Below are 26,155 nucleotides of genomic sequence, written 5' to 3' on the forward strand. Positions count from 1 at the left end.
CAGGGGAAAAGTAGCTGTCAGTGATCCTCTGGTTGGTGATCCCGGGTCCCGGTATCAACGCGAGCGAGGTCGGTCTCCTCGTCCTCCGTGCCGCCGGACCAGCGGCCGAACAGCCCGATGGGCTGCTCAGGGGTGGCGCCGAGTACGCCGGGCCCCTTTGTACGGTGCGGCGGCAGCGGGATCACGCGCCCTCCCCTTCGCTTCGGGCCTGCGCCAACAGCGTGGCCACGATTTCGTTCGTCCCGTCTCCGGTCTGTTCAACGAGCGTGTTCACCACTTCGCCGGTGGTGCCGTTGCCGGGGCCGGTGAGGTCCACCCGGGCCGGACGGCGTGGGGCGATGATCTCGGGCCCAGCCGGTGCCTCGTTCTCCTCCGCTTCGGCGAGCGCGCGGTACAGCGAGGCGACGGACGGGTGACGCCCTGCGTTCTTGCCCGTCTTGATGGTCAGTTTCTTCGCGATCTCGGGGACGGGAACACCACGGTCCTTCAGCGCACGGGCCAGCAGCAGGGAGTCCTCGTCGATGACCTTCGGTCGTCCGCCGTGGTTGCCCTTCGCCGCGGCGGTCACCTGGCCCTCCAGGGTCTTCTCCCTGATGTAGTTCCGCTCGATCTGGGCGGCGGCGGCCAGGACGGCGAAGAACATCGTGCCCATGCCGTTGGGGTCGTAGATGCCGCTGAAGCGGGCCGGTGAGGAGTTCGAGCTGCACGCCCGCAGCCTGGAGCTGGCCGGACAGGGTCATCAGCTCGGCGGCGTTGCGGGCAAGGCGCTTGAGCTCGTGGACGGTGAGGATGACCGGTTTGCCTGGGGTCGCCGGCCGGGCGTGAGTGGGTCAGGTGAGGGACCCCAGGGCGGCGTCCAGCCGGGCCGTGGCGTCGGTGGCGACCGGCTCCAGGGCGGGCAGGCCGGTGAGGGTGACCATGGTGCCTGGGTCGAGGGCCTGGACGAGCGTGGTGTTGCCGTCGCGGCGGACCACGACGTTGCAGGGCAGGAGCAGGCCGATGCTGCGGTCGGCTTCCAGGGCCTGGTGGGCGAGCGGCGGGTTGCAGGCGCCGAGGATCAGGTAGTCCTCCATGTCGTGGCCGAGCTTGGCCTTGAGCGTGGCCTTGACGTCGATCTCGGTGAGGATGCCGAAGCCCTGATCGGCCAGGGCCTTGCGTACGGCGGTGACGGCGGTGTCGAAGTCGGCGTCGAGGCGGACGGTGCGGTCGTAGGACACGGACACTCCCGGATAGTGCGGAACGACTGATTCCTCTATACCCCACCGGGTACCCGCCGGGCGTCAGGCGATGCCTTGAAGGGGCGCTTCCCGCATCTGGAATACCCCCCTGGGTATAGCTGTTAGGGTGAGTGTCAGATACCCCCCGGGGTACACCGTCCGAGAGGAGTCATGAGCCGTGTTCTTCGTCGACACCCTGGAATTCGAGGGCCTGGGCAACCGCAGCTACCTGGCCGGCGGGCCCAATGCGGCGGTGGTCATAGACCCGCCGCGGGACATCGACCAGGTCATAGCCGCAGCGGCCCGCCGTGGGGTGCGTATCGCTTTCGTGGCCGAGACCCATGTGCACAACGACTACGTCACCGGCGGTCTGGAGCTGGCGCGCGTCACCGGCGCCCGGTATCTGGTGCCGGCCGGGGCGAACGTGTCGTTCGGCCGCACCCCGGTTGCCGACGGCGACACGGTGACGGTGGACGAGGGGCTGGTGCTGCGCGCGATCGCCACTCCCGGGCACACCCCGCACCACACCTCCTACGCCCTGACCGAGGACGGGCGCGGGGTTGCGGCGTTCACCGGCGGGTCGCTGCTGATCGGCACCGTGGGCCGCCCCGATCTGGTCGAGCCGCGACTGACGGAGCAGCTGGCCCGCGCCCAGCACGCCTCCGCCCACCGGCTGGCCGACGAGCTGGACGACGAGGTTCCGGTGCTGCCCACCCACGGCTTCGGAAGCTTCTGCTCCTCCTCCCAGGCCGAGGGGGACGCGACCACGATCGGCAAGGAGCGCGAGACCAACGACGCGCTGACCCTGGACGTGGACACCTTCGTCGCCCAGGTGCTCGCCGGGCTGGACGACGTGCCCGCCTACTACGCGCACATGGGTCCGGCCAACACCGAGGGCCCCGCGCCGGTCGACCTCACCCCGCCGAGGCGTGCGGACGCCGAGGAGATCGCCTCGAGGCTGGCCGCGGGTGAGTGGGTGGTGGACCTGCGCAGCCGCATGGCCTTCGCCGAGGGACACGTGGCCGGCTCGTTCAACTTCGAGGGCGAGGGCAAGCTCGCCACCTATCTGGCCTGGCTGATCCCGTGGGGCAAGCCCGTCACCCTGCTCGCCGACACTCCGGGGCAGATCGCCGACGCGCAGCGGGAGCTCGCGCGGGTGGGCATCGACCGCCCGGCCGCCGCCGCCACCGGCGACCCGGCCGGCTGGATCCGCGAGGGCGAGCAGCTCGCCTCCTTCCCCCGCGCCCGCTTCGCCGACCTCGCCGATGTCCGTGAGCGCGGCGACGACGTCGTCGTCCTGGACGTGCGCCGGGACTCGGAGCGCGCGGGCGGCTACATCGACGGCTCGGTCCACATCCCGATCCACGAACTGCACGGCCGCATCGGCGAGGTGCCGGACGGGGTGGTGTGGGTGCACTGCGCCGGAGGGATGCGCGCGGCGATCGCCGCCTCCCTGCTGGATGCCGCCGGCCGCGACGTGGTCGCCGTCGACGACGGCTTCGACGCCGCCACCGAGGCGGGACTGACCCTCGCCCGCCCCGACGGCACCGACTGACACGCCCTACCGCGCCACCGCACGAAAGTGATCGAACGATGTTCTCGCTTCTCCGCCGCGGCCCCGGCCGCCTCATCCCCCAGCTGGCCCACCAGCAGACCAGTGACGGCAGCGCCGTCCTGCTGGACGTCCGTGAAACACCGGAGTGGAACGCCGGGCACGCGCCCGGCGCGCTGCACCTGCCCCTTTCCCGTCTGGCGGCAGGCGCGTCGCTCCCGGCAGCCGTGCAGGGCAGGCCAGTGGTCACGATCTGCCGCTCCGGTCACCGTTCCCAGCAGGCCGCCAAGCTGCTGGCCGGACGCGGCGTTCAGGCCACGGACGTCACCGGAGGCATGACCGCCTGGGCGCGTGCGGGGCTGCCGGTCACCGGTCCGGACGGCAACGAGGGTGTCATAGCGTGAGTGCCCTGATCCTGGCCCTGATCGCGGGGGCGGTGGTCGGGCTCGCGCTCGGCGCGCTCGGCGGTGGCGGCAGCGTCCTGGCCGTCCCGGCCCTGATCTACCTGCTCGGCTTCACCCCGGCCGCCGCCACCACCGCCAGCCTGATCATCGTCACCGCCACCTCGCTCACCGCCCTGTACGCCCACGCCCGCACCGGCAACGTCCGCTGGAAAGCTGGCGCCCTGTTCGCCGCGGCCGGGCTCCTGCCCGCGGCCGCAGCCGGAGCCGCGGCATCCCGCCTGCCCCAATCGCTACTGACCGCCGCGTTCGCTGCCATCGCCGCGCTCGCCGCCGTCAGGATGCTGCGCCCCAGCCGCACCGCCGCCGGCCCGGCGGGCGGCGAGGCACAGCCCGCCAAGGCCGCCGGAACCGGCGCAGGGCTCGGCGCGCTGACCGGACTGCTCGGAGTCGGCGGAGGTTTCCTCGCCGTGCCGGCCCTGGTCACCGTGCTGGCGTTCGAGATGCAGGCCGCCGTCGGCACCAGCCTGCTGGTCATCTCGGCGAACTCGCTGGCGTCCCTGGCCACCCGCGGCGCCACCACCGCCGGCGTCAACTGGGCGGTGATCGGCCCCTTCACCGGGGCGGCGATCCTCGGCGCCTGGGACGGCAAACGCCTGGCCGCCAAGGTCACCGGCACCCTGCTGCAGCGCACCTTCGCCGTCGTACTGCTGGCCGTGGCCGCCTTCATGCTCATCGACGCCCTCACCTGACAAGCCAGGCGGGCGGTCGGGACCGGGGCACCACGGCTCACGCCAAAGACAGGAACAGCTTCTCCAGCCGGGTACGCATCTCCTCCCGATCCCCGGAGGCGGCCATGTCCGCATCGGTCAGGCAGTGCTGCAGACCGGTGGCGATGATCGCGAAACCCGCCTTGTCCAGAGCCCGGGACGCCGCCGCGAGCTGCGTGACGACGTCCTCGCAGTCCCGCCCCTCCTCGATCATCTTGATCACACCGGCGATCTGGCCCTGCGCCCGGCGCAGCCGGTTGACCACCGTCTTCAGTTCCTCAGCCGCCATCGCCAGTTCCACAACCCACACTCCTTCGAGATACCCCCTTGGGTATCCTATCGAAGGGGTAACCCGAACCACGCAAAGGAAAATCCCCGTGGCACCCACCACCGCCCTCACCGCCGACCAGGCCAGCGCCCGCCTGCACGAGCTGACCGTCATCGACGTGCGCACCCCCGGCGAATACGCCTCCGGCCACCTGCCCGGCGCCCACAACATCCCCCTCGACCACCTCGATACGGCCCTGCCCGCCCTGAAGACCGCCGCAGACCGCGGCGACCTCCTCATCGTGTGCGCCTCCGGCGCCCGCTCCGCCCAAGCCTGCCGGCGCCTGGCCGACCAGGGCATCACCGCCGCCACCCTCACCGGCGGCACCACCGCCTGGACGCAGCTCGGCCACGACACCCACCGACCCGCCGGCACCCGCACCCCCTGGGCCATGGACCGCCAAGTCCGCCTCGCCGCCGGAACCCTCGTCCTGACCGGCCTGATCGCCGGACAACGCTGGAACGCGGCCCGCTGGCTCTCCGCGGGCGTCGCCGGCGGCCTGGTCCTCTCCGCCCTCACCAACACCTGCGGCATGGCCAAGATCCTCGCCAAACTCCCCCACAACCAGCCCAAGGCCACCGACCTGGACGACACCCTCGCGGCCCTGACCGGCTGACCCCTGGCCGCAAGGTGACCGCCCCGGATACGCGGCGACAGCCTGCGATCCATCGCCCGTGAACTCCGCCTCAGCCGCGGCACCGTCCTGCGCTTCGCCCGGGCCGCCGATGTCGAGCAGCTCCTCGTCGCGGCAACCAACCGTCCCCAACTTCTTCGCCTGTTGCAGGGGCCGGGCGGCCGAAGCAGGCCACGACCAGGGCCAGACCCAGGACGGGCCGCTTGCCGGGGAAGTACGGCGCAGGATGACCGCAGCGGCGGAGGGTGGGCGCATCTCACCGATGCGGCCTGAGCACGCTGAGTCAGGTTTTGACGATCTTCGGTGTCTGATCGCCCCGAGCCGCCCGCTCGCCCGCACGGCCTGCTGTCCCTGAGCGAGGGCCGGTAGGCCCTCTTCACCGACGTCGAACCGCGTCATCCTGGAAAAGGAGAGCTCACAGCTGTAGGCGGGCCGAGAGTAGGTGATCGGCGTGATGTGGTACGACGGGGGCTGGGGCGGCTGGTTCTTCATGGCCGTGTTCATGGTGCTGTTCTGGGCGCTGGTGATCTTCGGCATCGTCGCGCTCGTCCGCTACTTCAGCGGTGCCCATCACGACCACCGGTTCGAACGATCTCCCTCGTCCGGTGAGCCGGGATGGGGAAGCAGGCGGGCCGAGGACCTGCTGGCCGAGCGGTTCGCCCGCGGGGAAATCGACGAAGACGAGTACAAACGACGGCTCGCGCTGCTGCGGGAGCACCGGTGAACCCGGACCGCCGGCGCGGCACATGGTTGATCATCGCCGGGGCGGTTGCCGCACTGGTGCTGGGCATTGCGACCACCATGGTGCTGGCCGGCACCGGCTCCTTCCGCCATACGGCTCCTGCGGCATGGCGCGCCGAAGGAACGCGCTGCAGTGCGCCCCCGCTGCCGGGCCGGGTGGTGGACGTGACAGCGAGCGACATGGGGCGGGGCATGATGGGCGGCGCTCCCGGCGGGTACGGCATGCGCATGATGCATCTTGCGGCCCGTCCCGCCACGGTCTCCGCCGGTGCGGTGTCGCTGCGGGTTGTGAACACCGGCGCCATGGCGCACGAGGTGGTGGTGCTCCCACTGCCGCCGGGCCAGGTCATCGGGGAGCGCCCCACCGGCCCTGACGGGAAGATCAACGAGGCGGACAGCCTGGGCGAGGCATCCCGCAGCTGCGGAGCGGGCGAGGGGAACGGCATCGCCCCTGGCGCGATGGCATGGACCACGCTGACGCTGCGTCCCGGGCGCTATGAACTGGTGTGCAATCTCCCCGGCCACTACCTCGCCGGGATGTACACCGAACTCGACGTCACCAGCAGGTAGCACTCCCGGCAGCACGGGCGACCGTCAGCGCGTGCTGTCCGCCTACGACGAGGTGGGCCGGCCAGGGCCGGAGACGTTCACCCAGCACGTCCACGACGGCGGGCAGCACCTGCGGCACCCGCACCTGCCCGGCCTGCCGCTGCCGAGGCCCTGACGGGCCCGCACGACTCCAGGCGCCCGGCGGGAGGGTGACGGCCCCGCCGGGCGCCTGGCCTTGTGTGTCTCAGCCGCTTCCGGCCTCGCACACGCCGCGTGCAGCGTCCGCGGGCGGTGCCAGGGCCCTCACGACGCGCCCGCCGGACGGGCAGCGTCCTCGGCCGCCCGGCGCGGGCCGGGAACCACGGAGGACAGCGGCAGTTCCAGACGCTTGTCCATGGCCAGGCGGAATGTGCCGTACGGGTTGATGTTCGACCAGAACAGGGCGGTCAGAGCGCGCCGGTCCTCATCGGTCAGCTTGTCCGCCCACTCCGGCTCGGCCAAGACCTGTTGCAGCAGCAGGGTGTTGACGTGCACCAGCGGCTCGGTGTGACACGCCCGTGGTCGTCATGAGCTATTGGTCGACGGTCCAGGTCCTTGGGCTGCGGCGTATGGCCGGTGAGCTGGCCGCCAGCGGTGCTGCGGGGTGCCTTGTTCCGGATGTGCCGCCGGAGCGGTTGGAAGAGTGGGTAGCGGCAGCGGCAGCGGCGGAGGCCGGGATCAGCGCCCCTCTGCTCGCCAACCGGCAGGCTGAATTTGACGAGTTGAGCGTCACGGGCCGGGCTGCGGCGGGGTTCGTGTACGCGCCGGCCGTCGCGGGACAGCGGACCGGTTACTCGGCCGGGATCGACCTGGAAAGTCTCGCTGGTTTCGTTCGATCCGTTCGGCACTCTGCTCCGGCCACCGCGGTGCTGACCGGCATCAGGGTCTCGACTCCTGAACTCGCGGCGGCGTCGTCGGCCTGGAAGCCGTTGACGGAGTAGTGGTCGGCTCTCCGCTCATTCGCGCTCTGAGCGATGGCGGTTTGAGTACGGCAGCCGGCCTCGTTGGGAAGTTCGCTGCCTCCATCGCCCGATCACGGGGGCGGTGACCCCGTGCCCGTACTACGGGCCGAACGCGCCGCCCTCGATGAGGATGAGAAGACCAATGGCGATCAGCACCAGTCGCATCAGGATGTGACCCCAGCGGCTGAGCGCCTTGGCGATGACGGGTCGGGTGGCGAAAAAGCGGCCAGCTAAGCACCAGACAGCCACCAGGATGAGGAACACGATGGCGTACACGGTCATCCCGCCGACGCCGGCGGTGGCGAAGACCGGGACGTAAACGCCGATGTTGTCGCCGCCGTTGGCGAAGGTGACCGCGGTGACCTCGAGAGCCTTGGGGCCGCCCTCGATTGCCTCTTGCTCGTCGTCTTCGTCGCCCCGGTGCTTCCACGCCTGCCCCGCTGCTTTGAGGCCAAGGGCAAGCGGCAGAAGTCCGAGATAGGGGATGGCCGACTCGGGCAGGAACGTCGCACCGAACGCGGCGGCGACGGCGACGGCGAGGATGCCGCGAAGCCGAGGTACTGGCCGACGACGATCCGGCGGGCCGCGCCCTGCTGCCCCGCTCCCTGGGGCGAAGAACAGGGACAGGATCAGGATGTCATCGATGTTGGTGACGGCGAACAGACCCGCTGCCTGCCCGACAATGCCCAGATCCACTTTTGGTTGCCCCTCCGCCATGGTTGCGGGGACACAGTCTCCGGCGGCGGGTACTGCACCGGTCACGGCCTCGGCGAACGAGGTGTCTCGTCTCTGCTCACGATCGGCGGGCTCGGCTCGATGTCCGAGAGCAGGCGGCCTCCGGGCATGCTGGCGCAGGATGCCCGGAAGCCGCAGTCCCGGCCGGTGCAACCGGGGAAGAGGTGGCCCGGCGAAGCTGGGAGAGCAGCAGGAAGCGGAGCCGCCGCATGAGGTACACGCTTTCGGTCACCGCGGTCAACGGCGCATACGTCCGTGAGGACACGATGTGGCCAGCCTGGCCGTCACGGCTGGCGGCCGGCTACGTCTCCGGCCGGGTCGTCGGCTAGGACCACCGCCGCGGTGATGCGTTTGCCGACCGGCTTGCGGTCGATGGCGAAGCTCTGGCAGACCGCCATGACGATTTCGAGTCCGTGCTGGCCGACTCGGCCCGGGTCGGCCGGCAGAATGGCCGGCAGGGTCGTGCTGCTGTCCCACACGTGCACCTGGACGGCGCCGTCTTCGACCTCCAGGGTGAGCAGGCAGGGGCCGGGTGCGTACTTGCGGGCGTTGGTGACCAGCTCACTCACGACCAACTGCACCATGCCCATGGCTCGGCCGGAGACCGGGAGCCCGTGCACGGCCTGGACCTCGGTCAGGAACGATCGGGCCAGATCGCGGGCCTCGGCGATTTCCTCGCTTCCTTCGAAGGCGGCCGAGACGGATATGAGGGTGCTGTCCAGCGACCGCTGGCCCTCTCCCTCTCCAGCCAGGTCCATCCAGCCGGCCTCACTTCCGAAGCGCACCACATTGCCCAGCCCGTTTACCCCCGAAACCTGATCGCACGCATCGTCTCCCACTTCGACTCAAGCCCGACCGTGCTGGGCTCGCTCAGCGAGCTCGGCTTCGAGGTCGCCGATGCGGGTCTCCGCGTGTCTGAGGTTGGCGCGGCAGCCTTCGAGTCGTTCCTGAAGAGCCCGGTGCTCTTGTGTCAGCTGGCGGATGCGGCGCTTCAGGGTGGCGTTCTCGGTGACCACGGCCTGGACCGATTCGCCGCTGCCGGTGGCCGTTTCCGTGTCGCGGAGCTGGCCCATGAGCTCCCCGACGCGGGTGCGTTGGGACCTGATCTCGTTGTGCGCCTGGGTCAGGCCCTCCTCGGCGTTGAGGGCGCGTTCGCGCCAGGTCGCCTCGATGCGGTCGTGCTCGTCGGTGCTGCGTTGCGCGCGTCGCGTGTGAGTGGCGGCCACCGCGTTCTGGCAGAGGGCGCGGGCCTCGGGGTTCTCATAGAGGAAGGTGCTGGAGACGGCGGCGCGACGGGCGATGGCCGTGACGGTGAGCCGTTCGCTCTCGCGGCGGAGCTGGGCGATGGCGGTCTGCACGTCGGCGAGCTTGCGCTGGGTCTGTCGGCGCCGTGCGGCGATGGCAGCAGCGGGCGGGGTCGTGGAAGTCATCGGCTTCGTTCAGCCGGCCTGGGAGCTGCCGTCGTCGAGCTCGGTGTCGGACTCGTCCTGCTGGTGGGCAAGCTCACCGGCTCGGAAGGCGGCGGACCAGACGCGGCCGTAGTAGTCCTGGGGACGGCGAAGGTCGAGGCTGAGGGCTTCTTCGAGGAGGCCCACCGCGGCCAGGGCGCGCTCCAGCCCGTCGATCGCGCGAGCGGTGGGGTCGAAGTATTTGTGCAGGTAGTCCCGGGTGGCCGGGTCGGGTGCACCCTCGGCGAGCATGCGCCAGTGCTCGCGTTTGCGGTGCCAGTAGACGAGGTCAGCGCCGGTCATGACGAACTTGTCGCAGTTGTGGCAGTCGAGGTTCCAGGGGCAGGCGCCTCCGTCGACGACGGGCTGGAAGGTGCAGAAGCCTCCTTCCGCCGGCGTCGAGCGGTGGGTGAGGTCGACGAGCATGGCCTCGGCTTCCTGGCGGGTCATGGGTTCGCCGCCGGACAGCACGATGCCCGGTTCGAGGGCGCCTGGTCCGCTGACCCAGACGGTTTGCAGCGCGTCGCTGAGGCGCGGGTCGGTGTTGGCGATGTGGGCGTAGTGCTCGGCCATGGCGTCGGAGACCTGACCGAGGTAGCGCTTGATCTGCGAGAGGTTCGCCCCTGCCTTGAGCAGGTTCGTGGCCAGGGTGTGCCGGGCCTGGTGGGCGACGGTGTGCGGGATGTCCAGGGTGAGAACCCAGGCGTGGAAGAGCGTGTGGAACCAGCCGTAGCTGACGCTCTTCACACCGGTCCGGTTGGCCGTACGGCGCGGGAAGAGAGCCAGTTCGAGTTCCTCGGCCGGGGTCGGCGGACGGCCGTGGCGTTGTGCGAAGCGGGCGCGGGTCCTGGCCTGTCGTGCCTCGATGCGCTGGTAGATCCGCTCCGAGATGCGGATTCCCTCGTCGAGCTGCCCGACCTTGGTCTGGTCGTGCCAGAGCAGGGGCAGCTGCTTGTACCGGCCGATGCAGTCCAAGCGGAGGGTGAGGACCTCACTGGCCCGGCGTCCGGTGACGACGATCGTCTCCCAGATGTCGCGCAAGCCCCGGTCGTCGATGTCCGTGCTGTCCAGGCGGGTGAGGTTGGCGTCGTCGGCCAGGGCGCGGGCCGCCTCGTCGGAGAACGGCCGGCGGCGCTTGCCGCGGACGTTCCCGCCGCTGGGCAGCGCCACAACGAACTGCCGTGCCAGTCCGATGCGTTCGGTCTCGCCGGCGTCCATGGCGGCTCGCAGCACGTGGCGGGTGGCACTGAAGATCCCGGCGACCTGCACCTTGGTGACATCGACCGGTCCGCCTCGCTGCTGGACCTTGTGGTGGACGCCCAGCGGTTTCAGTCCGTGCTCGGCACGGTGCCGCTGATCGGTGACGAAGCCGACCATGTGCTCCTTGCGCAGCAGCGTGGGGTCGTGGCCGCCCTTCGGGGTGTGTGCTTCCAGGTAGGCGCTCAGCTCGACGCACCCGCGTCGCGGTCGGGTGAAGGCGGTCTTGCCCCGGGGCGGGGCGGTGGTCAGCCGCATGTCCATCCAGTCCCACAGCAGATCGCGCAGCCAGCGCTGGCTGACCAAGGTGAGGTCGAAGTAGCTCAAGTGGCCGCCGAGCCGAATGCCGTAGTGGTCCGTCTCGATGTACCCGGCCTCCTTGGTGTCCTGGCGGCTGAAGTAGACGAGCCGCAGGTGGTGCAGCATCGCCCGGGCCATGGTCCGCGGGTGCTGCGGAGTGACGTCCAGGTCCAGGTCGGCCAGGGAGTTGATCTCCTGTCGCTGGCACTCGGTGACCAGCCGCTGCACCACGCTGATCGGCCAGCGTGCCCCTTCAGCAGGCCCCTGGGCATGCCGGTGCAGCACCCACTTGAACTCGGCCCCGGCCAGCGGCCGCAGACCCCGCAGCGACAGCACGCCGTCCGTGCGCCCGGCCGGCGTCGCCTCTGCGCACCAGTGACGGAAGACAGCTTTGTCGGCGTAGTTCACCGTGAACGTCGCGGGCACGCCGCGGCGGGGGCGCTGGTGGACCGCTTTCGCGTTTCCCGGCCGGCCCTCCCGGATGTAGCGCAGAAAGTGGTACGGACACAGGCCGATGTAGTGGCCGGCTCCCTCCGGGCACGAGGGCACCAGGCAGTCACCGAGACGAGGAAACGGCTCCTGCCGGGCAGCCCAGAGCTCGTAGTCGTCCGGCCTGCCCTTCCGGCGCTGGAACGCGCTCCACTTCACGAGGGCAGCGGAGTGCAGGAAGCACAGCGAGTTGCCGCTATAGGCCGGCACCTCGGGGCAGAACACGCAGTTGCCGAGGTGGCGTCCACCGCGGGGCTTGAGCGGCACGGCCTCCTTCAAGAAGGCGACGATGTCGCGGCCCTCCTGCTGGAACCGGCTCCACTGCGCGGCGTGGCCGCAGCAGTAGTCCCGCCAAGTATCCCGGCTGCGCTCGCAGTCCGGCACCCCGCACAGCCAGCCGTACACAGGGTGATCACGCGGGACCCGGATCACGTCAGGCCGCAGTACTGGGTCGAACGCCGGCCCGGCGATCAGGGCCTGGAGAAGCTCCAGCCGATCGGACGTGGTGCGCGTCCCGGCGGTCGAGTCCGTAGCAAGGGCCAGGGCCGGGGCGCTCACCCCTCTTCACCCCAGACCGTCTGCAAGGCCGCCGAGAACTCCGGCGAGTGGAGGTCGGGATGCCCGTAGACCTCGTCCACCATGCGTGCCGAGGCCCAGTTGCCGACCTCCTTGGCCACCATCGGGTCCTTGGACACGTCCAGCACGTCGTTGGTCAGTTGGTGCCGGAACGCTTGGGGCTTGATGCGGCCCGGCAGGCCCGCTCGGCGTCCGGCCCGGCGCAGCACCCCGCGCGCTGCGTCGGCGGACCAGGGCTCGCCACGCCGCGGCCCGCTCAGCTGGATCAGCAGCATGCCGTGCCCGGCCGCGACACCGGTGTACTCCGTCGTCATGTAGGTGAAGTAGCGGCTGATCATCGCCGGGCTCGCTCGGTAGATCTCACCACCGGTGATCACGCCGTCGACCATCTGCCAGTCGGGCTTGATCTTGGCCGCCGCGCGGTTCTGGTTGCCCGCCCGATGGCAGACGTGCACGTGCGGGTCCCGGCACTCCCCGCAAGCCGCGTTCTGCCGAAGGTGCAGGTCGACCAGGTGCAAGCCGGTCAGACCGCCGATGCGCATGGCGGTGTCCGACAGCCACTGCACGACCATGACGTCCCGCGCTGTGTTCACGCACTCCAGCAGGCTCTGCCTGGTGCCGTCCGGCAGCATCTTCGGGTGCCGGCGCGTCGGCCGGTTGGCGGGCGCAAGCGGGTTGGCGGGCATCGACTTCATCAGGTGCCCCAGGAAGGCCCGACTGCGATCGACCTTCGTCGGCAGCCGTTCCACCGCCAGCGCCGACCGCAGCTCGGCGTTCACGCCGCTGCCCGTGCAGACATGCAGGTAGAAGCCCTTCAGGCAGGCCGCGGCGACCTTCAGTGCCGACGCACCGTACGGACGCTTCGGCGGCAGGCGCCAGGGCTGCCCCCACGGCATCGGCACTTGCGCCCCGACAGCCCCCATGTAGCGCAGCAGGTCCCGCAGAGTCACCGTCTGGGCGGTCAGCTTCTCCCGGCGGCACCACCGCAAGTGGTCCACCAGGGAATACGCGTACGTCTTCTGCGTCCCCGACCCCTCGTACAACCGGAGGAAGCCATCAGCCTCGTCATGGACGGACCCGTCAGCACACACGATCGTGTACGACCGGACCCCTCCCGCACGCGTCAGAACCTGCACACGCAGGTCCCCCACCACCAAGGCAGAATGCGTCATTCCCCGCCCGCCCCAAGCTCTTCGAGTACGTGCCGGAGACTACGGGCGCAGTTGGTTAACGCACCCGGGACAGCTCAACAGGCGACCCAAACGGGTGATGCGGAGACTCCCAGGCAGGTCGGTAAATACCACGAGCCCCTGTTCGACGGCCCTCTGATCACGGCCGCCTACCAGCAGGCGCTGCGCCAGGGCACCGGTGTCCTCGACGCTCTGCGGACCGTGAACCGAGTGGCGGCCACGACCGAGGCGTCCGTCGTCGTGATGGCGTACTGGGCCTCCGTTCGCGACTGGGGGCCAACCCACTTCGCCCGCGACCTCGCCTCCGCTGGAGCCGCCGGAGCGATGATCGTTGACTTGCCCTCCGAACAGGCCGGACCGTGGATGGCGGCCGCACGCGCCGCTGGTGTCCACACTCCGCAACTTGTCTCGCGGCAGGCCAGCGACGCAGAGCTGGACCGCATCGCCGCCACGGCGACCGGGTGGGTGTATGCGCCGGCCGCCGACGCCCGCACCGGCTACACCGGACAGCTCGACATCCCTGCACTCACCACGTTCACCGAGCGGCTGCACGCCGCCGGCCCTACACCGGTGGTCACCGGCATCGGGATCTCCACACCCGACAAGGCGGCGCAGGTCCGGAGCCTGGTCAGTGGAGTGGTGATCGGGACCCCCGTCGTACGACCGCTGCTGGAACTCGGCTCCTCTCACGGGTTGCGTGCCGCCGCTGACCACGTCAGCGCGTTCGCCGAGGCGCTCAGCCCCACTCACCGCACCAATCTTGGTACGCCAGTAGGCATACGGTGAGCGTCGGCATCGGGTGGTCGACCACCCCGGCGAGCCGACTCGTACCTGAACTCGCCAAGCGGCCCAGCCCCACCGTTCCGAAGCCGCTCAACAGGAGACTCTTTGCCACCCACGATCCGCTCGCGCCGCGTGGAGACGTCGGCAGTCCGCCGCCGTCAGCCCGTCGCACCCAAGCCCGACCCTCAGCGCATCTTCCTCGAACCGGCCTACACCGACCCGGCTGTTGCCGCCGAGTACGCCCAGGTGTGGGAGGAAGAGGAGGCCGAACGAGCCGCCCGCCGCCGACCCTCGCGGCGCTCAGGGCCATGACCGTCATGGATGCCCCGGACGCGCAGCGGACCGGCTATGGGGCATTGCACGAAGCCCGGGCTCGGCAGCCCCATCCGTTGTCCGCATGACCCACCCGATCAGCCGATGAAAGAGGAACCCGCCCATGCCTTTGCCCCCATTGACGCCGGAACAGCGGACCGCCGCACTGGAGAAGGCCGCAGCCTCGCGTAAGGAGCGCGCCCTCGTCCTTGCCGAACTCAAGCAGGGCCGCCGTACCCTGCGAGAACTGCTGGAGAGCGACAGCGCTATCGTCCGACGGACGCCTGTGCGCAACCTGCTGGAGTCGCTCCCCGGCATCGGCAAGGTCCGCGCCGGCCAGATCATGTCCGAACTCGACATCGCCACCAGCCGACGGGTCCAGGGGCTTGGTGCCCGTCAGAGGCAACTGCTGCTGGAGAGGTTCGAGGCCGCCACGGCCTGAGCCCTAACGCCCAGCGTGTCGACGGCCGGGTAGAAGGAGAGGAGCACGACGTGGTGGAGGGCGGCGTCCTGATTGCCGGGGCTGCCGGTGCCGTACTGGCTCTGTGGGGCTTGGTGCGCGCCGAGCACCAGCCGGTCTTTTGGGGCCTCCTTGTCGCTGCTGCGAGCCTCGCGGACAGGATTGGAATCGTCGACCTGTCTGCCCCTGTCCACATCGCCCTCGGCGCGCTCGCTTAGCCGGCGCGAAGGCTGGAGCCTCGACTGGGCCGTCACACCATCGGCCCGCGCCCGTTCGGCCGCCGTGCAGCGCGCACCGCCGGGACATCCCGTATGTGTGTTCCCGTGGCCCTGACCCCTCCGATCAAGCCGATGCTGGCCGAAGCACGGCGGGATCTGCCCCCGGAGGGCGCGCTGCCCGGCGGCCTCGCCTTCGAGCCGAAGCCCGACGGATTCCGGGCCATCGTCTTCGCCCGCCCCGGCCTGGTGATGGTGCAGTCCCGCCGCGGTGCAGACCTGACGGCCTCGTTCCCCGACATCGCCGAGGCAGCGGCCGCGGTCGCCGCGGAGGACCTGGTCCTGGACGGTGAACTAGTGGTGCCGCATGAAGGTCGATTGGACTTCATCGAACTGCAGCACCGTGCTCGCCGGCGGGGCCGCAAAGCCATCCAGGCGGCCAGCGAGAAACCTGCGCACCTGATCGTCTTCGACGTCCTCCAGATCGCGGGAGCCGAGCTGCTTGAGCTCCCTTACAGCCGACGGCGCGGCCACCTCGAAGACCTCTTCGCCCGCCACACGCTCAAAGCCCCGTTCACCTTGTGCCCCGCTACGACGGACCGGCGCCAGGCTCAGGACTGGCTGGACCCCTCCTGGGGCACGGTCGGCATCGAAGGCGTGGTCGTCAAAGGACAGTCCCAGCCGGTTCTGCTCGACCAGCGTGCCTGGGTCAAGGTGCGTTCGCGCACGACGGCCGAAGCGATCATCGCCTCGGTCACCGGACCCGTCGACAACCCGACCACCCTGCTGCTGGGCCGCTATGACACCGACGGCCGCCTACGGCTGGTCGCTCGGACCACTCCGCTGCCGACCGCGATGCGACGCGATCTCGCACAGCGGCTCGTCCTCGGCGGCCCCGAACACCCATGGACAGGCCGCCGGTTCAGCGCAGGGTGGGGCACACAGACTGAGCTGCACCACCAGCCTGTGCGACCAGAATTGGTGGCGGAGTTCCTCGCTGACACAGCCGTCGACGCGGGGCGGTTCCGCCACCCTGTGGTCTTCCAGCGCGTGCGAGACGATCTTGTCCCCGATGACATTCCGCTGATGGATCGGTGAGCCCTGGCAAAGGGGGCGCGTGCCGTCTCCATGCGGGCAGAACGTGCCGCACGCCGGGACACAGTGCTGTGGAGCGGTCAGCGGCCCGGACATTCTTGGCAAAGCATCACGACGAGCAGACCGTGGTTGCGTACCTCGGGCTCCTCTCGCCTCCTGGCCATGGCGGCTTCTGGCACACGGCAAGCTGCCCCTGCAGAGGCAGGTTCCGCTACGGCTGGGGGTGATGCCGGTCGAAGAGCTTGGCGGCCTCTTCCCACCACGCCTCCCGGAGGTCGCTGTCCTCACTAGCCCGCTTGCACAGACCGCGATGCTCACCGATTCCTCCAGAGAGGGGGGTGAACAGGTGGGGGACAGAGACGCGCAGCAGGTCCGCGTAGCTGTGGGCGCCGAGAAAGATCACGTCAGCGTCGTCGGTGCCCAGCGCCGCCGTATGAAGGGCGACCTTTTCGGCGGTGACGGCTCGTTCATCGCCGAGCCTCACGTTGTACGGAGGCAGCGGCTGGGCAAGCGTCACGATTCCGTGGAGCGCTGACAGGATACGGATGAGGGATACGTCGGTCAGAGCGTCCGCCGCCTGCCGCAGAGATCGGTGGTACTGGCCGATGTACAACTGGCCTGCGGGGATCACGCCGCGGTAGTGGTACGTCTCCCAGCTCGGCTCAGCCTTCTTGTCCCCGCACTGGACGATGACGACGCGCCGACGGCGCACGTTCACGCTCCCGCGCTGGCGTGCGTACTCGCGGCCGGCTTCGGTCAGGTACAAGGAGGCTCCGGACTCTTCCCAGGTCCTGGTCCCTGCTCTCCACGATGCAGGGCGGACGTCGGCGTACCCCGCCGCGTTGACTACCTTCAGCGTCGGCGTGCGGAACCACGTCTCGCCGCGGTGGTAGGCCTCGTCGTCCCGGCCGGCGACGAGCTGGTCGGGACGACGTGCGGCAGTGATGACCGCCTCGTGGGGCTTGGGCGGCAGCTTCGGCAACAGACCAGGAGCCGTGTCCTGGGGCGGCTCCCCGTGCTCGTCCAGCCAGGCCCTCAAAGCCTGGCGTCCGGCTTCCGTCATCACGCGTACGCCGTTGGCACGGCAGATCAGCCGGTCGCCTTCGAGACGGTCCAGGGCAGCCGGGTGACCGGTGACGATGCCGTTCTCGTGCGAGGCGAGGATCTTGGCGCCGGTGGGGCTGAGGGGCAACAGAGTCCTTTCGTCGGGCTCGGGCGCGGGAGGCGCCCGGGCCGGGGGAGTCCGCTCATGCTCGGGCGGAACGGTCGTAAGCGGTGTGCGATCAGGTCGGGTGCGGCGCCGAGGCCGCCGGTGGCGGAGTCAGGCGGCGCGCGAGCGTGCCGCGGGAGAGGTCGTGGGCGGGAGCAGGGCCGTGAAGTGGGCCTCACGGGCGCGGTGTTGGTGCAGTCGGCGGGTGAGTTGCGTTTCGCGTCTGCGCAGGCGGTCCAGTTCCTCGGAGACACGGGTGCGAGCGCGCTCGGCGTTCTGCTTGCCGGCGGCGATGCGCAGTGCCTCCAGGTCGCGGCGGGAGGTGAAGTGGACGGCGAGGGCGCGCAGCACGGCTGCGGCACGGCGCTGAGTCAGGGGGGAGACCGATACGGTCCGGCCGGGGCCGGCGGGCACTTGGGCCTTGGAGGTGTCGGGGGAGGTCGCGGTCACGGTTCGTCCGCTGTGACTCCAACCGCCGTGCACGGTGACGCCGTTGACCTTGGGCATGCCGATGCGGTCCTTGGTGGACCAGGCCGCGTTCGTGGGCCTGCCCCAGCAGGCATAGAGCCCTCCGGGCAGCGGGGAGCTGCCGCAGATGTCCGGGCCGAGGGTGACCAGGCCGCGTCCCACGCGCGGGCCGCTGATCTCGTACACCACCCGGCCGGGGAGCACGTTGACCTCGAGCTCCCGCACAGTCAGGGCGCCCATGTCCGTGCCGTCGCTCGCGGCGAGCGGAAGCCGTACGGGGATGGCATGGGGAGCCTGGACGGGCGGCTGGCGGCGCCGCACCAGGCCGGTCAACTGGCGGCTGCGATGGCGGGCGCCTGCCCGATCGGCGCGGACCCCGGCCAGTTCCTCCTCCAGGGCGCGGACTTTGAGCCGCTCGTACGCCGCCTGGGCGTCGGCGCTATGGCGGACGGCCGCGCGGATGAGGTCGCTGCGGTCGGGGCGCTGTCGCCAGTGGCGTACGACGGCGACGACCAGGGCTTCGGTCACGGCGCGGGCCCCATCGGGGATACGCCGGCTCTCATAGCCGTTGCGCAGGACGACCGCGCGGGAGGCGAGGAAGTAGTGCGCGCGCTGGACGGTCGCGGGGTTGATGGACTCGGTGGCGCCGTGGATGCGGACGCCGTTGACGACGGGCTCGTCCGGGCGGGGCGTGAACGCCTTGACCTGGTCGGTGCCGTCGCCGAAGTGGACGCGTACCGTGCGCGGTTCGAGCGGTCCGCCGTAGGGCGTTTCGGGTACGACGATCAAGGTGCCGTGGAGGCGTCGGCCCCGCACGACGTAACGGACCTGGCCGTGCTCGAGCACGTCGGACGTCACCGACACGGAAGGACGCCCGGGCAGGCCGAGCGCGAGATGGAACGGCAGCGGTGTGGCGTGGGCGGGCCCGGGCATCGTGGTCCTCCTTCAGAGTCTCGGGCGTCGGTGCGCCGGCGGTCGGCGGGGTGGGTCAGGGCTGGAGGGTGATGCGGAGGTCTTCGAGGTAGCTCGGCTCGACGGCGAGGGCGACCTCCTCCAGCGACTCCTCGATCTCGGTGCCCTGGAGGTCGGTGCGGTAGGGCTCCTGGCGGCCGCCGTGGTGCAGGACCAAGTCCGTGAGCGACCAGGTCGAGGCGTGGTCCGCGCTCTGCCAACGGAAGGTGACCGCGTCCGGCAGCGGCGTGATCGCCTGGGTGAGGAAGTGGTCCCTGACTTCTTCGCGCAGCCGTTCCCAGATTTCGTCCGGGGCGCAGTAGAGGCCGGGCTGTGCGTCGGACAGGGGGTGTCCCTTGCGGTTGCGGCCGCATCCCCGGCAGAGCTCCTCGCCCCGGTCGTTGTGACGGCTGCAGGTGGTCTCCCGGCACTTCCACAGCACGCCGGCCGCGACGGCGGCCTTGAGGATCGCCGGGCGGCCGGCTGCGTCGGAGTGGTCGAGGAGGGTGGCGACTTCGATCGTGGGCACAGAGGTCCTGTCAGTACGGGGGCATGGGCAGGGCACGGCGTGGTGGGCGTGCCTGGGTGGAGGGGGAGGGGTGCGTCCGGCGGGTATCCATCCCGCGTCTCCGGCTTTGCGGCCGGGCTCTCCGCAGTTGAGTTACGGACGCACCCCGCTGGTCTCAGGGAGAGACCAGCATTACGAGGTGACTCTTAAGACACTACATCAGGGGTAACGGTCGGTGCAAGTTTTAAGAGTCACTCGGTGTTGAAGAGATCGGCGGCCGCGCACAACTGGTCTACCTGCGTGGTGCTGAGAACGTCGTGCGGGTCGCCGTAGGTGCCGAACAACTCGACGGCCGACCGGGCGAGGCCGCGCACGCCGAGCGGTCCGAGGGCTTCGACCAGCTCAGCCAGGGCGTCCGCGTCGCAGGTGCACGGGTGGTCGTTGCAGCCATCGCAGCCCAGCGGCGGGAAGCCGAGTGCCGTCAGCCTCTCCTGGACGGCCTCGTAGAAGTCGCCGCCTCCCGTCTCGGCGAGCAGCAGCTGAACGGCGCGGACCGCGACCACCGGGTTGGGGACGGTCGAGCGGGACGTCACGGTGTCGGTCCACCGGACCAGGAGGCGGGCTGCGCCGTCCGTCGCGACGCGTGCCGTCGTACGCAGCCAGGTCACGCGCTCACCTCCGTCCGGCCATCCAGGCTCGCCAGCAGCGGGGCGACGAGAGTGCGGGCGACGTCGATTGCCGGTCGGCGCCAGAAGGGGGAGCGAAGGATGGAGGACCACACGGTGTCGGTGACCGCGATGCTCTCCTGATCTTCGAAGTCCGGAAGCGTGCCGGGCAGATGGGCCCCGGTGATGTCGACGTGGGCACCGTCGGGGCGTACGGCGACGAGGTGTTCCAACTGGCATCCGCACACGTCGCGGGCCACGTTCGTGCCGCACAGGTCGGGATCGAGGCTGCACGAGTCGGAGAGGATGACGGCCATCTCCCATCCCGTCTCGTCGCACAGAGCGCGGGCGAACGCGTGGCACTGGCCGTGCAGGAAGGCCGCTCGGGCGCGATCGTCGAGGCGGCCCGTGGTCACGGCGTAGGTGGAGTGGTTGCTGCCGGGGACGGTCACGGTCATGCCGTCAGGGAGCGTGAAGCGTCCGGTCAGCAATTCCATGGCCTGCTCCAGGAGGTCGCGGGCCTCCAGGGCGGCGGTGCGGTCGCGCCTGCTGTAGGCGCGACGGTGGTCGTCGTCGATATCTCCGTCTGCGTCGAGGTAGCGGTCCAGGGCGGCCTTGTGCCGATCCGACATGGAGCGGTAGGTGGAGAGGAGGCGGACGAGCGGGTCGTCCCGGTGAAGGGTCTGCGGCATCGGGGCCTTTCAGGGCGCGGCGGGTCCGGCCCGGAAATGGGCAGGCCGGACCGCCGTGTGGACAGGGAGAGTTCGGGATGGCCGCTCGGGCGCGGGCAGCACGGGGCTGCGCGGCGCCCGAGCGGGAGGAGAGGGGTCTGAGCGGTGGTCTCAGTCCCGGCGCAGTTCGTTGCCGCGCTTGGTGATGTGAGCGCCCAGGGTGATGCCGACGCCGTTGGGCAGCAGCAGCGGGTGCCCCTCTGCCTGGCGCAGGCGTACGCGGTGCATCAGGTCGCCGAGTTCCTCGAACGTCAGGTCCGCCTGGAGGGCTTCGGCGGCGAGGTCGAACGGCGGCTCGAAGGCCTCGCCCTGGCTGAGCCAGTCCGTGATGCGGGCGGCGAACCGTGCGCCGGGCTTGGTCTCGACGGCGCCGGACAGGTCGTCCGTGGGGGCCTTGACGACCACGAGGGTGTGGGTGTGGTCCATCGTGGCGACGAGGTCGAAGTCGTACTCCATGCCTTCGCGGGCGACCGGAGCCAGGCCGACGATCCTGCGGTGGACCCGGCCGGACTCGTCGACCTCAGCGACGTAGTCGAGCTTGTCCCGGACGGTGGCCACGACGTGGCCGGGGTATCCGAGCAGTGCGTCGAGCATGTTCTGCTCGATCGGGCGTACCTCGCGCCAGCCGCTCCAAGTGCTGCCGGATGAGGCTCTCTTGGAGGCGCGGTCGGCCTGTTCGCGTACTCCGCCCGCCCCGCTCCAGAAGGGTGAGGCGGTCGAGACCACGACGGTGTCGTAGCGCTGGTCGGCGCAATGAGCCAGGGCCGTGACCAGGGTCTCGGGGGAGTAGTAGCTCAGAGGCGGGCACGCGTCGAAGGGGAAGGTGTCCGCGTAGGCGCTCACCCGGCCACGCTGGGTGTCGATGACGGCGACCCGCTTGCCGATCGAGGTGGCCAGGGCCAGGGCGGTGTAGGTGGTGCCCGCTCCGGGCGGACCGTCGAGGAGGATTCGTGCCGGGCGCTGCTGGCGCACAGCGGTGGTGAACTGGAAGCGTTCGTTGCGGCTAGGGTGCGGGGCGGACGACTCGGCCGCCGGATGGGTGATGGTATCCGTCAAGGTTCCTCCGGGAACCAGTCGGTTGAGTGTTCAGCGAGTCCCGGCACCGGCACATGATGTCCAGTCGCGACCGGTGTCGGGACCAACGCCCTTTGACTCTTAAGACTATACCATGCTTTCGGTGTTTTCGCAGCTCAGGATGGGCGTGAGGCGCTTATCTCTACGTGCTGCACGTGAGGTGAAGTGATGTTCGCGATCGCACCGGAGGGTGTCGCCGGGCCGTGCGGACGGGACGGTCATCCGCCGGCCTCCGTTCCCGTGGTGCTACTGGCCAAGCGGGTCGGGGGCCAGCGTGACGGCCATCCATGGCACGGCGGCGTCGCGGAAGCTGTGTCCCACGGGATCCAGGCCGGTCGACTCGGTGAGACTGAAGATCGTCACCATGATCATTTCCGAACCGTCGGCGACGGAAACGAGGTGCGTCCCGCAGCGCGGCCAGAAGCCCCGGCGCAGGGTCGGCCAGGTCGCGAACCACGTCGGCTCGCCGGCGGGGCCTGTCCAGGTCAGGTCCTCGACGCGGAATCCGACCCACGCCACCGCTGGCGAGCCGGAGATTCGCGTGCAGTGCTCGCAGGAACACAGGTGGGGGTCGTGCGGGTCGCCGGCCACCGCGTAAGCGATGTCGCCGCACTGGCAACGGCCAGTCCGTCGTTCAGACCTGGTGGTCGGCCTCGACATTCGAACATCTCCCTCGGCTTAGCACGGAAGTTGGGAGCGCAAGTGTGCTACGGGGCGGGAGGACAGGGCTGGCGTTCGGGAATCACGGCCCCTCAAACGGGAGCATGTTCACTCCTCGCGGTGAACGGTTCGGCGCTCCGGCGACTTTCCGGCGAGAATGCCGGCGCCCGTCCCGGGTGCTCCGGGACGGGCGTCCGTCTTGATTCTCTTCCGACCGAGGGGAGGTGTATCCAGGCGGTTCGTGGAGGGCGGTAGGTGGCGCTGACCGCGGCTCGGACGGCCAGGCCTGTCACTCCGAGTGCGGCATGCTTGCTCCCGGCTCCGCCTCCGCCTCAGGGCGTCGGCGCGCTCGAGCTGGTACTCAGAACCGATCCCCGATGTTCTTGTCCTTGAGGATCTTGTTGGCCGTTGGCACCCACCAGAAAACGCGGCCGATCTCATCTGTCCCGTCCGAGTCTGTGAAGTGGCCCCGGTGGAGAGCCATTTCGATCGACGAGTTCTTGACGCCCAGCTTCGCGGCCAGGTGGTTGGTGTAGACCCGGCGCCGGCCTGAAGCAGGGTCGATCGTCGGTTCGACCGGTAGCCAGCGGCCGCGGCCCTTGTTCGCGATCTCCTCGACGATGCGGCCGGAGCGGTCGAGGTAGCCCAGGGCCTTGCCCAGAGCCAGAACGACCTCCACCGGGAAACGCGGCGCTGAAGTCACCAGGATGTCGTCGCCTAGGTCGATCCCCAGCGCTTCGGCAACCACGTGCAGAGCCGGCTTGTTGGCCGGCGGCTTGCCCTCCATCGCCTTCTGCGCCGGCGGCTTGTGCCACTTCTGCGCGGCTGTGCGCGACTTCATCCCTAGCGCTCGACTGATCTCGCTCAGGCTCAGCGGTTCTGTCCGCTTGGTCAGGTCGATAACGTCTACGTCGTCCGTGCTACTCATCTCTAACAATCCTGTCTCTTATAGCTTGCGTCGGGTCGAGGATACGACAGACTGTGGGGCCTTCGTTCCCGGCGGGGCCGAGGCCGACTCGGCCTGGTGGCCGGCTGGGGCCCCGGCTGAACGTCTCCGCCGACGGGGCGGGGACTGGCCTGGCCGAGCGCTGGTCCGCTACGGCCGGCGCCTGGCGCCGGCAGCGTGCCACCGGACGCGGTCGACCTCGCGCAGCGCCGCGAGCACTCGCCCAGCGGTAAGCGGCAGGTGCTGGTCGGCGCACTCGAAGGCCCAGGCCTTGTGGGCGTAGCAGGTGGTCCGCTCGTCGGCCGGCATTCCCGCCTCCTCCAGCGCATCCTCGCGTGCGATCATCCGCGCCAGGCTGTTCGTCATGACGGTCCTGCCTCCTTCACGTTCGTAGTTCGGTGGTCAGGAGCCGAAGGTGAGGTCTTCGCAGCGACAGCCGGCGATGCCGCAGGGGAGTCGGCCGTCGACGACCCGGCGGGCGTGGACGGGGCCGAGGTGACCGCACGTACAGCGGCCGTTTGGCGCGACGCCGGTTGCCAGGCGGCGCGTCTCGACCTCCGCCAGAGCCTGGTTGCGCTCGAACTCCTTGCGTGCTTCGCTCAGGCCGAGCTCGATGGCGGTGCCGTCGAGGGAACCGTCGAGATCCGTGAGGTCGATGGCCGCCAAGGCGTCGGCGAGGTCCGGGGTCTGGGTGGCGTACGCCGCCAGGGTCTCCCAGGCGCGGGTCTGAGTGAGGGCCTGGTCGGCGGCCCGGCTGTACTCGCTGATTTTGATCTCGGTGCTCATCGATACGGCTCTCCAGGGGCGAGGAGCGGCGGCCGTCGTGAAGGTCCTCCGCGAACTCTAGCAAGATGTGACTCTTAAGACTCTATAGGTGACGCGACGTGAGCGCAAGCCTTAAGAGTCGGTCGGGTTGCGGTGCGGTCGTTGCGGAGCGTGGTGGGCAGGCCGATGCTGCGGGTGTCCCGGACGGCACCGCGGCGTTGGCGGGCGGGCAGCTGGTCGGTGGTGCTGTCGTGAGCTGCCTGGCTGGCGAAGGCGACGGAGAGGTCGGCGTCGGTCTCGCAGAAGGGCCCGAACTGCGGTCCGAGTACGAGGCGTTAGCAGGTGCTGCCCCAGGTGCTGGACACCCAGAGCAGCTCGTCAGCTGACGCCCTCGAGAGGGGGCGGCTTGGGGAAGGGGGACGCTAAGAGTTCAAGCACGCTGACTCGTAGAGCTCAGGTGAAACCACGGCAGCGGCTAGTCGTCACCGATATACTCATAGTGACCTTTGCCGTCTGTGTGTGACGGCGGCCAGCTACTTCAACCGGGGCGCTCTCGGCGGCCCTTAGATTGAGGCGTTCATGCAGGACGACCGACCCGTGGTCGGCGTGATCGACTACCGCACCGGAAACAGCCAGAGCGTGGTTCACGCGTTGAACTTCCTCGGTGTGCCGAACCGTCTGCTCACCTCACCATCGGATTTGGATGGCATCGACCGGATCATCCTCCCGGGTGTCGGATCAGCCGGAACCACGATGACCTACCTGTCCGAAGCCGGATGGCCCGAGGCGCTTTACGCCCGGGTAATCGAAGGCCGCACCCCGTTCCTGGGCATCTGCGTGGGCCTGCAGGTCCTCTTCGAGACCAGCGAGGAACAGAACGCGACCTGCCTGGGTTGGTTGCCCGGGACCGTACGGGCCTTCGACGGCGCCGACGTACGGGTGCCGCAGATGGGCTGGAACCAGGTGCACCGCACCTCGGCCCATCCCTTCCTGGCCGGCCTGCCGGAAGCGGGCCACTTCTACTTTGTGAACAGCTATTACGCCGACCCCGCGGACGCCGGGGACATTGCGGCGACCACGGAGTACGGCCTGCCCTTCACCTCTGCTGTCGCGCGCGGCAACATCATGGCCACGCAGTTCCACACCGAGAAGTCCGGCCCGCTGGGGCTGGATCTCCTCGAGCGGTTCGCCAAGACCCCGCAGGAGGAGCTGTGCCCGGCCTGACCACCACGACGGGGCTGACCACCCGACTGATCGCTTGCTTCGACATCATCGACGGCAGGGTCACCAAGGCTCGCCGCTTCGAGGACAACATCGACGTCGGAGACGCCGCCGAGGTCGCCGCGTCGGTGTACGCGGACGGCATCGACGAGATCATCTTCTACGACATCCTTGCGAGCGCCCAGCGCCGCCAGGCGGACCTGAACACGATCCGTAAGGTCGCCGAGACCGTGTTCGTGCCGCTGACGGTGGGCGGCGGGATCCGTTCACTTGAGGACATGCACGCCGTGTTGGCCGCCGGTGCGGAGAAGATCAGCCTGGACTCGATGGCGGTGCGCAATCCCTCGATCATCACCGAGGGGTCGGCCGAGTTCGGCCGCCAGTGCATCGTGCAGTCCATGCAGGTCAAGCGTGTCCCGACGGCGCCCGAAATCCCCAGCGGGTACGAGGTGTTCATCGATGGCGCCCGGCAAGCCACCGGCCTAGACGCCATCGCGTGGGCGCGGCGGGGCGAGGAGCTCGGCGCGGGGGAGATCTGCGTCAATTCCATCGACCAGGACGGCACTCACGAGGGCTACGACCTGGAGATCACCCGGGCGATCGCCGAGGCGGTCAACCTGCCGGTGATCGCCTCCGGCGGCGCCGGTTCCGCCGAGCATGCGGCGGCGGCGTTCACCGAGGCGGGCGCGTCGGCGGCGATCGTCAGCTCGCTGCTGTACTCGCCGCGCATGGAGCGCACCGTCCCGGTCGGGGAGATCAAGGCCGAGCTCGCCAAGCGGTACGGGCTCCCTGTCCGCCTTACCTGAGCAAGCTCCCTCCCGGAACGAAGCCGGGCCCAGCCGCGGAACGCGGCTGGGCCCGGCTTCGTTTTCCGGCGCGCACGGCCGTCCCGGGCGGGCCGGG

At 69.9% G+C, this 26,155-nt stretch carries 32 protein-coding genes, 1 tRNA gene and 2 pseudogenes; 14 read left to right on the forward strand and 21 right to left on the reverse strand.

What is annotated here, in order from left to right:
- Positions 1 to 181 precede the first annotated feature (181 nt).
- A complete protein-coding gene (locus RMT89_RS07795) occupies positions 182 to 652 on the reverse strand; it encodes a recombinase family protein (RefSeq protein WP_007492747.1) in 471 nt (156 codons plus the stop codon).
- Positions 653 to 830: 178 nt separating this feature from the next.
- Complete coding sequence (locus tag RMT89_RS07800) at positions 831 to 1,217, reverse strand: DUF302 domain-containing protein (protein WP_043728929.1); 387 nt, start codon at positions 1,215 to 1,217, stop codon at positions 831 to 833.
- Positions 1,218 to 1,395: 178 nt separating this feature from the next.
- On the opposite strand from RMT89_RS07800, the gene RMT89_RS07805 reads away from it, so the two are divergent.
- The 3 genes from RMT89_RS07805 to RMT89_RS07815 are packed head-to-tail and all read left to right on the forward strand — an operon-like array spanning position 1,396 to position 3,922.
- Positions 1,396 to 2,772: a rhodanese-like domain-containing protein gene (locus tag RMT89_RS07805; RefSeq protein WP_007492744.1), complete on the forward strand. Its 1,377-nt coding sequence runs from the start codon at positions 1,396 to 1,398 to the stop codon at positions 2,770 to 2,772.
- A 38-nt stretch (positions 2,773 to 2,810) separates the two neighbouring features.
- Complete coding sequence (locus tag RMT89_RS07810) at positions 2,811 to 3,173, forward strand: rhodanese-like domain-containing protein (RefSeq protein ID WP_007492742.1); 363 nt, start codon at positions 2,811 to 2,813, stop codon at positions 3,171 to 3,173.
- Complete coding sequence (locus RMT89_RS07815) at positions 3,170 to 3,922, forward strand: sulfite exporter TauE/SafE family protein (protein WP_007492740.1); 753 nt, start codon at positions 3,170 to 3,172, stop codon at positions 3,920 to 3,922. Before RMT89_RS07810 ends, RMT89_RS07815 begins: the two co-directional genes overlap by 4 nt.
- Before the next feature lie 37 nt (positions 3,923 to 3,959).
- Here the strand turns inward: RMT89_RS07815 and RMT89_RS07820 are convergent, their stop codons facing one another.
- Positions 3,960 to 4,241 (reverse strand): metal-sensitive transcriptional regulator, encoded by a 282-nt coding sequence (locus tag RMT89_RS07820; protein ID WP_007492737.1) that lies wholly within the window; start codon positions 4,239 to 4,241, stop codon positions 3,960 to 3,962.
- A gap of 76 nt (positions 4,242 to 4,317) precedes the next feature.
- On the opposite strand from RMT89_RS07820, the gene RMT89_RS07825 reads away from it, so the two are divergent.
- From RMT89_RS07825 to RMT89_RS07840, 4 genes are all read left to right on the forward strand, one after another.
- A complete protein-coding gene (locus RMT89_RS07825) occupies positions 4,318 to 4,884 on the forward strand; it encodes a rhodanese-like domain-containing protein (protein WP_007492736.1) in 567 nt (188 codons plus the stop codon).
- A 472-nt stretch (positions 4,885 to 5,356) separates the two neighbouring features.
- A complete protein-coding gene (locus RMT89_RS07830) occupies positions 5,357 to 5,626 on the forward strand; it encodes an SHOCT domain-containing protein (protein ID WP_244313309.1) in 270 nt (89 codons plus the stop codon).
- Positions 5,623 to 6,213: a sulfocyanin-like copper-binding protein gene (locus tag RMT89_RS07835; protein ID WP_007492732.1), complete on the forward strand. Its 591-nt coding sequence runs from the start codon at positions 5,623 to 5,625 to the stop codon at positions 6,211 to 6,213. The genes RMT89_RS07830 and RMT89_RS07835 overlap by 4 nt, the downstream gene beginning before the upstream one ends.
- Before the next feature lie 31 nt (positions 6,214 to 6,244).
- Positions 6,245 to 6,367 carry a hypothetical protein gene (locus RMT89_RS07840; RefSeq protein ID WP_007492730.1) on the forward strand — a complete coding sequence of 41 codons (123 nt, stop codon included), beginning with the start codon at positions 6,245 to 6,247 and terminating at the stop codon, positions 6,365 to 6,367.
- 128 nt (positions 6,368 to 6,495) lie between these two features.
- Here the strand turns inward: RMT89_RS07840 and RMT89_RS07845 are convergent, their stop codons facing one another.
- On the reverse strand, positions 6,496 to 6,726 hold the full coding sequence (locus RMT89_RS07845; RefSeq protein WP_007492728.1) for a Tn3 family transposase: 231 nt from the start codon (positions 6,724 to 6,726) through the stop codon (positions 6,496 to 6,498).
- A gap of 20 nt (positions 6,727 to 6,746) precedes the next feature.
- Between RMT89_RS07845 and RMT89_RS07850 the strand changes: the two are divergent.
- Positions 6,747 to 7,172 (forward strand): annotated as a pseudogene (locus RMT89_RS07850) (tryptophan synthase subunit alpha); the annotation flags it as partial.
- 120 nt (positions 7,173 to 7,292) lie between these two features.
- Here RMT89_RS07850 and RMT89_RS07855 read toward each other — a convergent pair.
- The 5 genes and pseudogenes from RMT89_RS07855 to RMT89_RS07875 form a co-directional block, all read right to left on the reverse strand.
- Positions 7,293 to 7,910, reverse strand: a pseudogene (locus RMT89_RS07855) (cadmium resistance transporter).
- A gap of 302 nt (positions 7,911 to 8,212) precedes the next feature.
- Positions 8,213 to 8,686 carry an ATP-binding protein gene (locus RMT89_RS07860; RefSeq protein ID WP_007492721.1) on the reverse strand — a complete coding sequence of 158 codons (474 nt, stop codon included), beginning with the start codon at positions 8,684 to 8,686 and terminating at the stop codon, positions 8,213 to 8,215.
- Between the two features lie 87 nt (positions 8,687 to 8,773).
- Positions 8,774 to 9,358 (reverse strand): DUF6262 family protein, encoded by a 585-nt coding sequence (locus RMT89_RS07865; RefSeq protein ID WP_007492720.1) that lies wholly within the window; start codon positions 9,356 to 9,358, stop codon positions 8,774 to 8,776.
- Positions 9,359 to 9,367: 9 nt separating this feature from the next.
- Complete coding sequence (locus RMT89_RS07870) at positions 9,368 to 11,980, reverse strand: tyrosine-type recombinase/integrase (protein WP_007492717.1); 2,613 nt, start codon at positions 11,978 to 11,980, stop codon at positions 9,368 to 9,370.
- Positions 11,977 to 13,134 carry a tyrosine-type recombinase/integrase gene (locus RMT89_RS07875; protein ID WP_315883160.1) on the reverse strand — a complete coding sequence of 386 codons (1,158 nt, stop codon included), beginning with the start codon at positions 13,132 to 13,134 and terminating at the stop codon, positions 11,977 to 11,979. Before RMT89_RS07875 ends, RMT89_RS07870 begins: the two co-directional genes overlap by 4 nt.
- An 87-nt stretch (positions 13,135 to 13,221) precedes the next feature.
- On the opposite strand from RMT89_RS07875, the gene RMT89_RS07880 reads away from it, so the two are divergent.
- The 3 genes from RMT89_RS07880 (at position 13,222) to mihF (ending at position 14,725) form a co-directional block, all read left to right on the forward strand.
- A complete protein-coding gene (locus tag RMT89_RS07880) occupies positions 13,222 to 13,974 on the forward strand; it encodes a tryptophan synthase subunit alpha (protein ID WP_007492713.1) in 753 nt (250 codons plus the stop codon).
- Between the two features lie 102 nt (positions 13,975 to 14,076).
- Entirely contained in the window at positions 14,077 to 14,283 is a 207-nt protein-coding gene (locus RMT89_RS07885; protein ID WP_139063534.1) for a hypothetical protein, read from the forward strand.
- A 124-nt stretch (positions 14,284 to 14,407) separates the two neighbouring features.
- Entirely contained in the window at positions 14,408 to 14,725 is a 318-nt protein-coding gene (gene mihF, locus RMT89_RS07890; RefSeq protein WP_007492712.1) for an integration host factor, actinobacterial type, read from the forward strand.
- On the opposite strand, the gene RMT89_RS07895 is transcribed toward mihF, so the two are convergent.
- The gene (locus tag RMT89_RS07895) at positions 14,680 to 14,937 is read right to left on the reverse strand and encodes a hypothetical protein (protein ID WP_139063533.1); all 258 of its coding nucleotides are present in this window, start codon (positions 14,935 to 14,937) and stop codon (positions 14,680 to 14,682) included. The two genes, mihF and RMT89_RS07895, sit on opposite strands and share 46 nt — an antisense overlap.
- A gap of 129 nt (positions 14,938 to 15,066) precedes the next feature.
- Here RMT89_RS07895 and RMT89_RS07900 point away from each other — a divergent pair, with 129 nt between their 5' ends.
- Entirely contained in the window at positions 15,067 to 16,056 is a 990-nt protein-coding gene (locus tag RMT89_RS07900) for an ATP-dependent DNA ligase (protein ID WP_043728922.1), read from the forward strand.
- Positions 16,057 to 16,264: 208 nt separating this feature from the next.
- Here RMT89_RS07900 and RMT89_RS07905 read toward each other — a convergent pair whose 3' ends face one another.
- The 11 genes from RMT89_RS07905 to RMT89_RS07955 form a co-directional block, all read right to left on the reverse strand.
- Positions 16,265 to 17,245, reverse strand: a complete 981-nt coding sequence (locus RMT89_RS07905) for a DUF6884 domain-containing protein (protein ID WP_007492705.1) — start codon at positions 17,243 to 17,245, stop codon at positions 16,265 to 16,267.
- Positions 17,246 to 17,374: 129 nt separating this feature from the next.
- Positions 17,375 to 18,664: a hypothetical protein gene (locus RMT89_RS07910; RefSeq protein ID WP_007492703.1), complete on the reverse strand. Its 1,290-nt coding sequence runs from the start codon at positions 18,662 to 18,664 to the stop codon at positions 17,375 to 17,377.
- Positions 18,665 to 18,719: 55 nt separating this feature from the next.
- Positions 18,720 to 19,211, reverse strand: coding sequence for a hypothetical protein (locus tag RMT89_RS07915; RefSeq protein WP_007492701.1), 492 nt, complete (start codon positions 19,209 to 19,211; stop codon positions 18,720 to 18,722).
- 71 nt (positions 19,212 to 19,282) lie between these two features.
- Positions 19,283 to 19,353: transfer RNA gene (locus RMT89_RS07920), tRNA-OTHER, on the reverse strand.
- A gap of 88 nt (positions 19,354 to 19,441) precedes the next feature.
- On the reverse strand, positions 19,442 to 19,858 hold the full coding sequence (locus tag RMT89_RS07925) for a hypothetical protein (RefSeq protein WP_007492699.1): 417 nt from the start codon (positions 19,856 to 19,858) through the stop codon (positions 19,442 to 19,444).
- Positions 19,855 to 20,547, reverse strand: a complete 693-nt coding sequence (locus RMT89_RS07930; RefSeq protein WP_007492697.1) for a hypothetical protein — start codon at positions 20,545 to 20,547, stop codon at positions 19,855 to 19,857. The genes RMT89_RS07925 and RMT89_RS07930 overlap by 4 nt, the downstream gene beginning before the upstream one ends.
- Before the next feature lie 150 nt (positions 20,548 to 20,697).
- Positions 20,698 to 21,642, reverse strand: a complete 945-nt coding sequence (locus tag RMT89_RS07935; protein WP_007492695.1) for an AAA family ATPase — start codon at positions 21,640 to 21,642, stop codon at positions 20,698 to 20,700.
- A 264-nt stretch (positions 21,643 to 21,906) separates the two neighbouring features.
- Positions 21,907 to 22,251 carry a GFA family protein gene (locus RMT89_RS07940; RefSeq protein ID WP_315883161.1) on the reverse strand — a complete coding sequence of 115 codons (345 nt, stop codon included), beginning with the start codon at positions 22,249 to 22,251 and terminating at the stop codon, positions 21,907 to 21,909.
- Positions 22,252 to 22,681: 430 nt separating this feature from the next.
- On the reverse strand, positions 22,682 to 23,248 hold the full coding sequence (locus RMT89_RS07945; protein ID WP_043728862.1) for a hypothetical protein: 567 nt from the start codon (positions 23,246 to 23,248) through the stop codon (positions 22,682 to 22,684).
- A gap of 168 nt (positions 23,249 to 23,416) precedes the next feature.
- A complete protein-coding gene (locus RMT89_RS07950) occupies positions 23,417 to 23,632 on the reverse strand; it encodes a hypothetical protein (protein WP_007492689.1) in 216 nt (71 codons plus the stop codon).
- Between the two features lie 36 nt (positions 23,633 to 23,668).
- Positions 23,669 to 24,052, reverse strand: coding sequence for a hypothetical protein (locus RMT89_RS07955; RefSeq protein ID WP_007492687.1), 384 nt, complete (start codon positions 24,050 to 24,052; stop codon positions 23,669 to 23,671).
- Positions 24,053 to 24,610: 558 nt separating this feature from the next.
- Here RMT89_RS07955 and hisH point away from each other — a divergent pair.
- Together hisH and hisF are read left to right on the forward strand one after the other, a co-directional pair.
- A complete protein-coding gene (gene hisH / locus RMT89_RS07960) occupies positions 24,611 to 25,255 on the forward strand; it encodes an imidazole glycerol phosphate synthase subunit HisH (protein WP_007492684.1) in 645 nt (214 codons plus the stop codon).
- Positions 25,243 to 26,058, forward strand: a complete 816-nt coding sequence (gene hisF / locus RMT89_RS07965; protein ID WP_007492683.1) for an imidazole glycerol phosphate synthase subunit HisF — start codon at positions 25,243 to 25,245, stop codon at positions 26,056 to 26,058. Before hisH ends, hisF begins: the two co-directional genes overlap by 13 nt.
- Positions 26,059 to 26,155: the final 97 nt, after the last annotated feature.

The organism is Streptomyces sp. P17, assembly GCF_032436805.1.
Taxonomy (GTDB): Bacteria; Actinomycetota; Actinomycetes; order Streptomycetales; family Streptomycetaceae; genus Streptomyces.

Coding starts and splice junctions, on each gene's coding strand:
- RMT89_RS07795 (WP_007492747.1), bottom strand. CDS start 652: ATGGGCACGATGTTCTTCGCCGTCCTGGCCGCCGCCGCCCAGATCGAG.
- mihF (WP_007492712.1), top strand. CDS start 14,408: ATGCCTTTGCCCCCATTGACGCCGGAACAGCGGACCGCCGCACTGGAG.
- hisH (WP_007492684.1), top strand. CDS start 24,611: ATGCAGGACGACCGACCCGTGGTCGGCGTGATCGACTACCGCACCGGA.
- RMT89_RS07930 (WP_007492697.1), bottom strand. CDS start 20,547: ATGCCGCAGACCCTTCACCGGGACGACCCGCTCGTCCGCCTCCTCTCC.
- RMT89_RS07830 (WP_244313309.1), top strand. CDS start 5,357: ATGTGGTACGACGGGGGCTGGGGCGGCTGGTTCTTCATGGCCGTGTTC.
- RMT89_RS07860 (WP_007492721.1), bottom strand. CDS start 8,686: ATGGACCTGGCTGGAGAGGGAGAGGGCCAGCGGTCGCTGGACAGCACC.
- RMT89_RS07810 (WP_007492742.1), top strand. CDS start 2,811: ATGTTCTCGCTTCTCCGCCGCGGCCCCGGCCGCCTCATCCCCCAGCTG.
- RMT89_RS07865 (WP_007492720.1), bottom strand. CDS start 9,358: ATGACTTCCACGACCCCGCCCGCTGCTGCCATCGCCGCACGGCGCCGA.
- RMT89_RS07945 (WP_043728862.1), bottom strand. CDS start 23,248: ATGAGTAGCACGGACGACGTAGACGTTATCGACCTGACCAAGCGGACA.
- RMT89_RS07955 (WP_007492687.1), bottom strand. CDS start 24,052: ATGAGCACCGAGATCAAAATCAGCGAGTACAGCCGGGCCGCCGACCAG.
- RMT89_RS07950 (WP_007492689.1), bottom strand. CDS start 23,632: ATGACGAACAGCCTGGCGCGGATGATCGCACGCGAGGATGCGCTGGAG.
- RMT89_RS07910 (WP_007492703.1), bottom strand. CDS start 18,664: ATGCCCGGGCCCGCCCACGCCACACCGCTGCCGTTCCATCTCGCGCTC.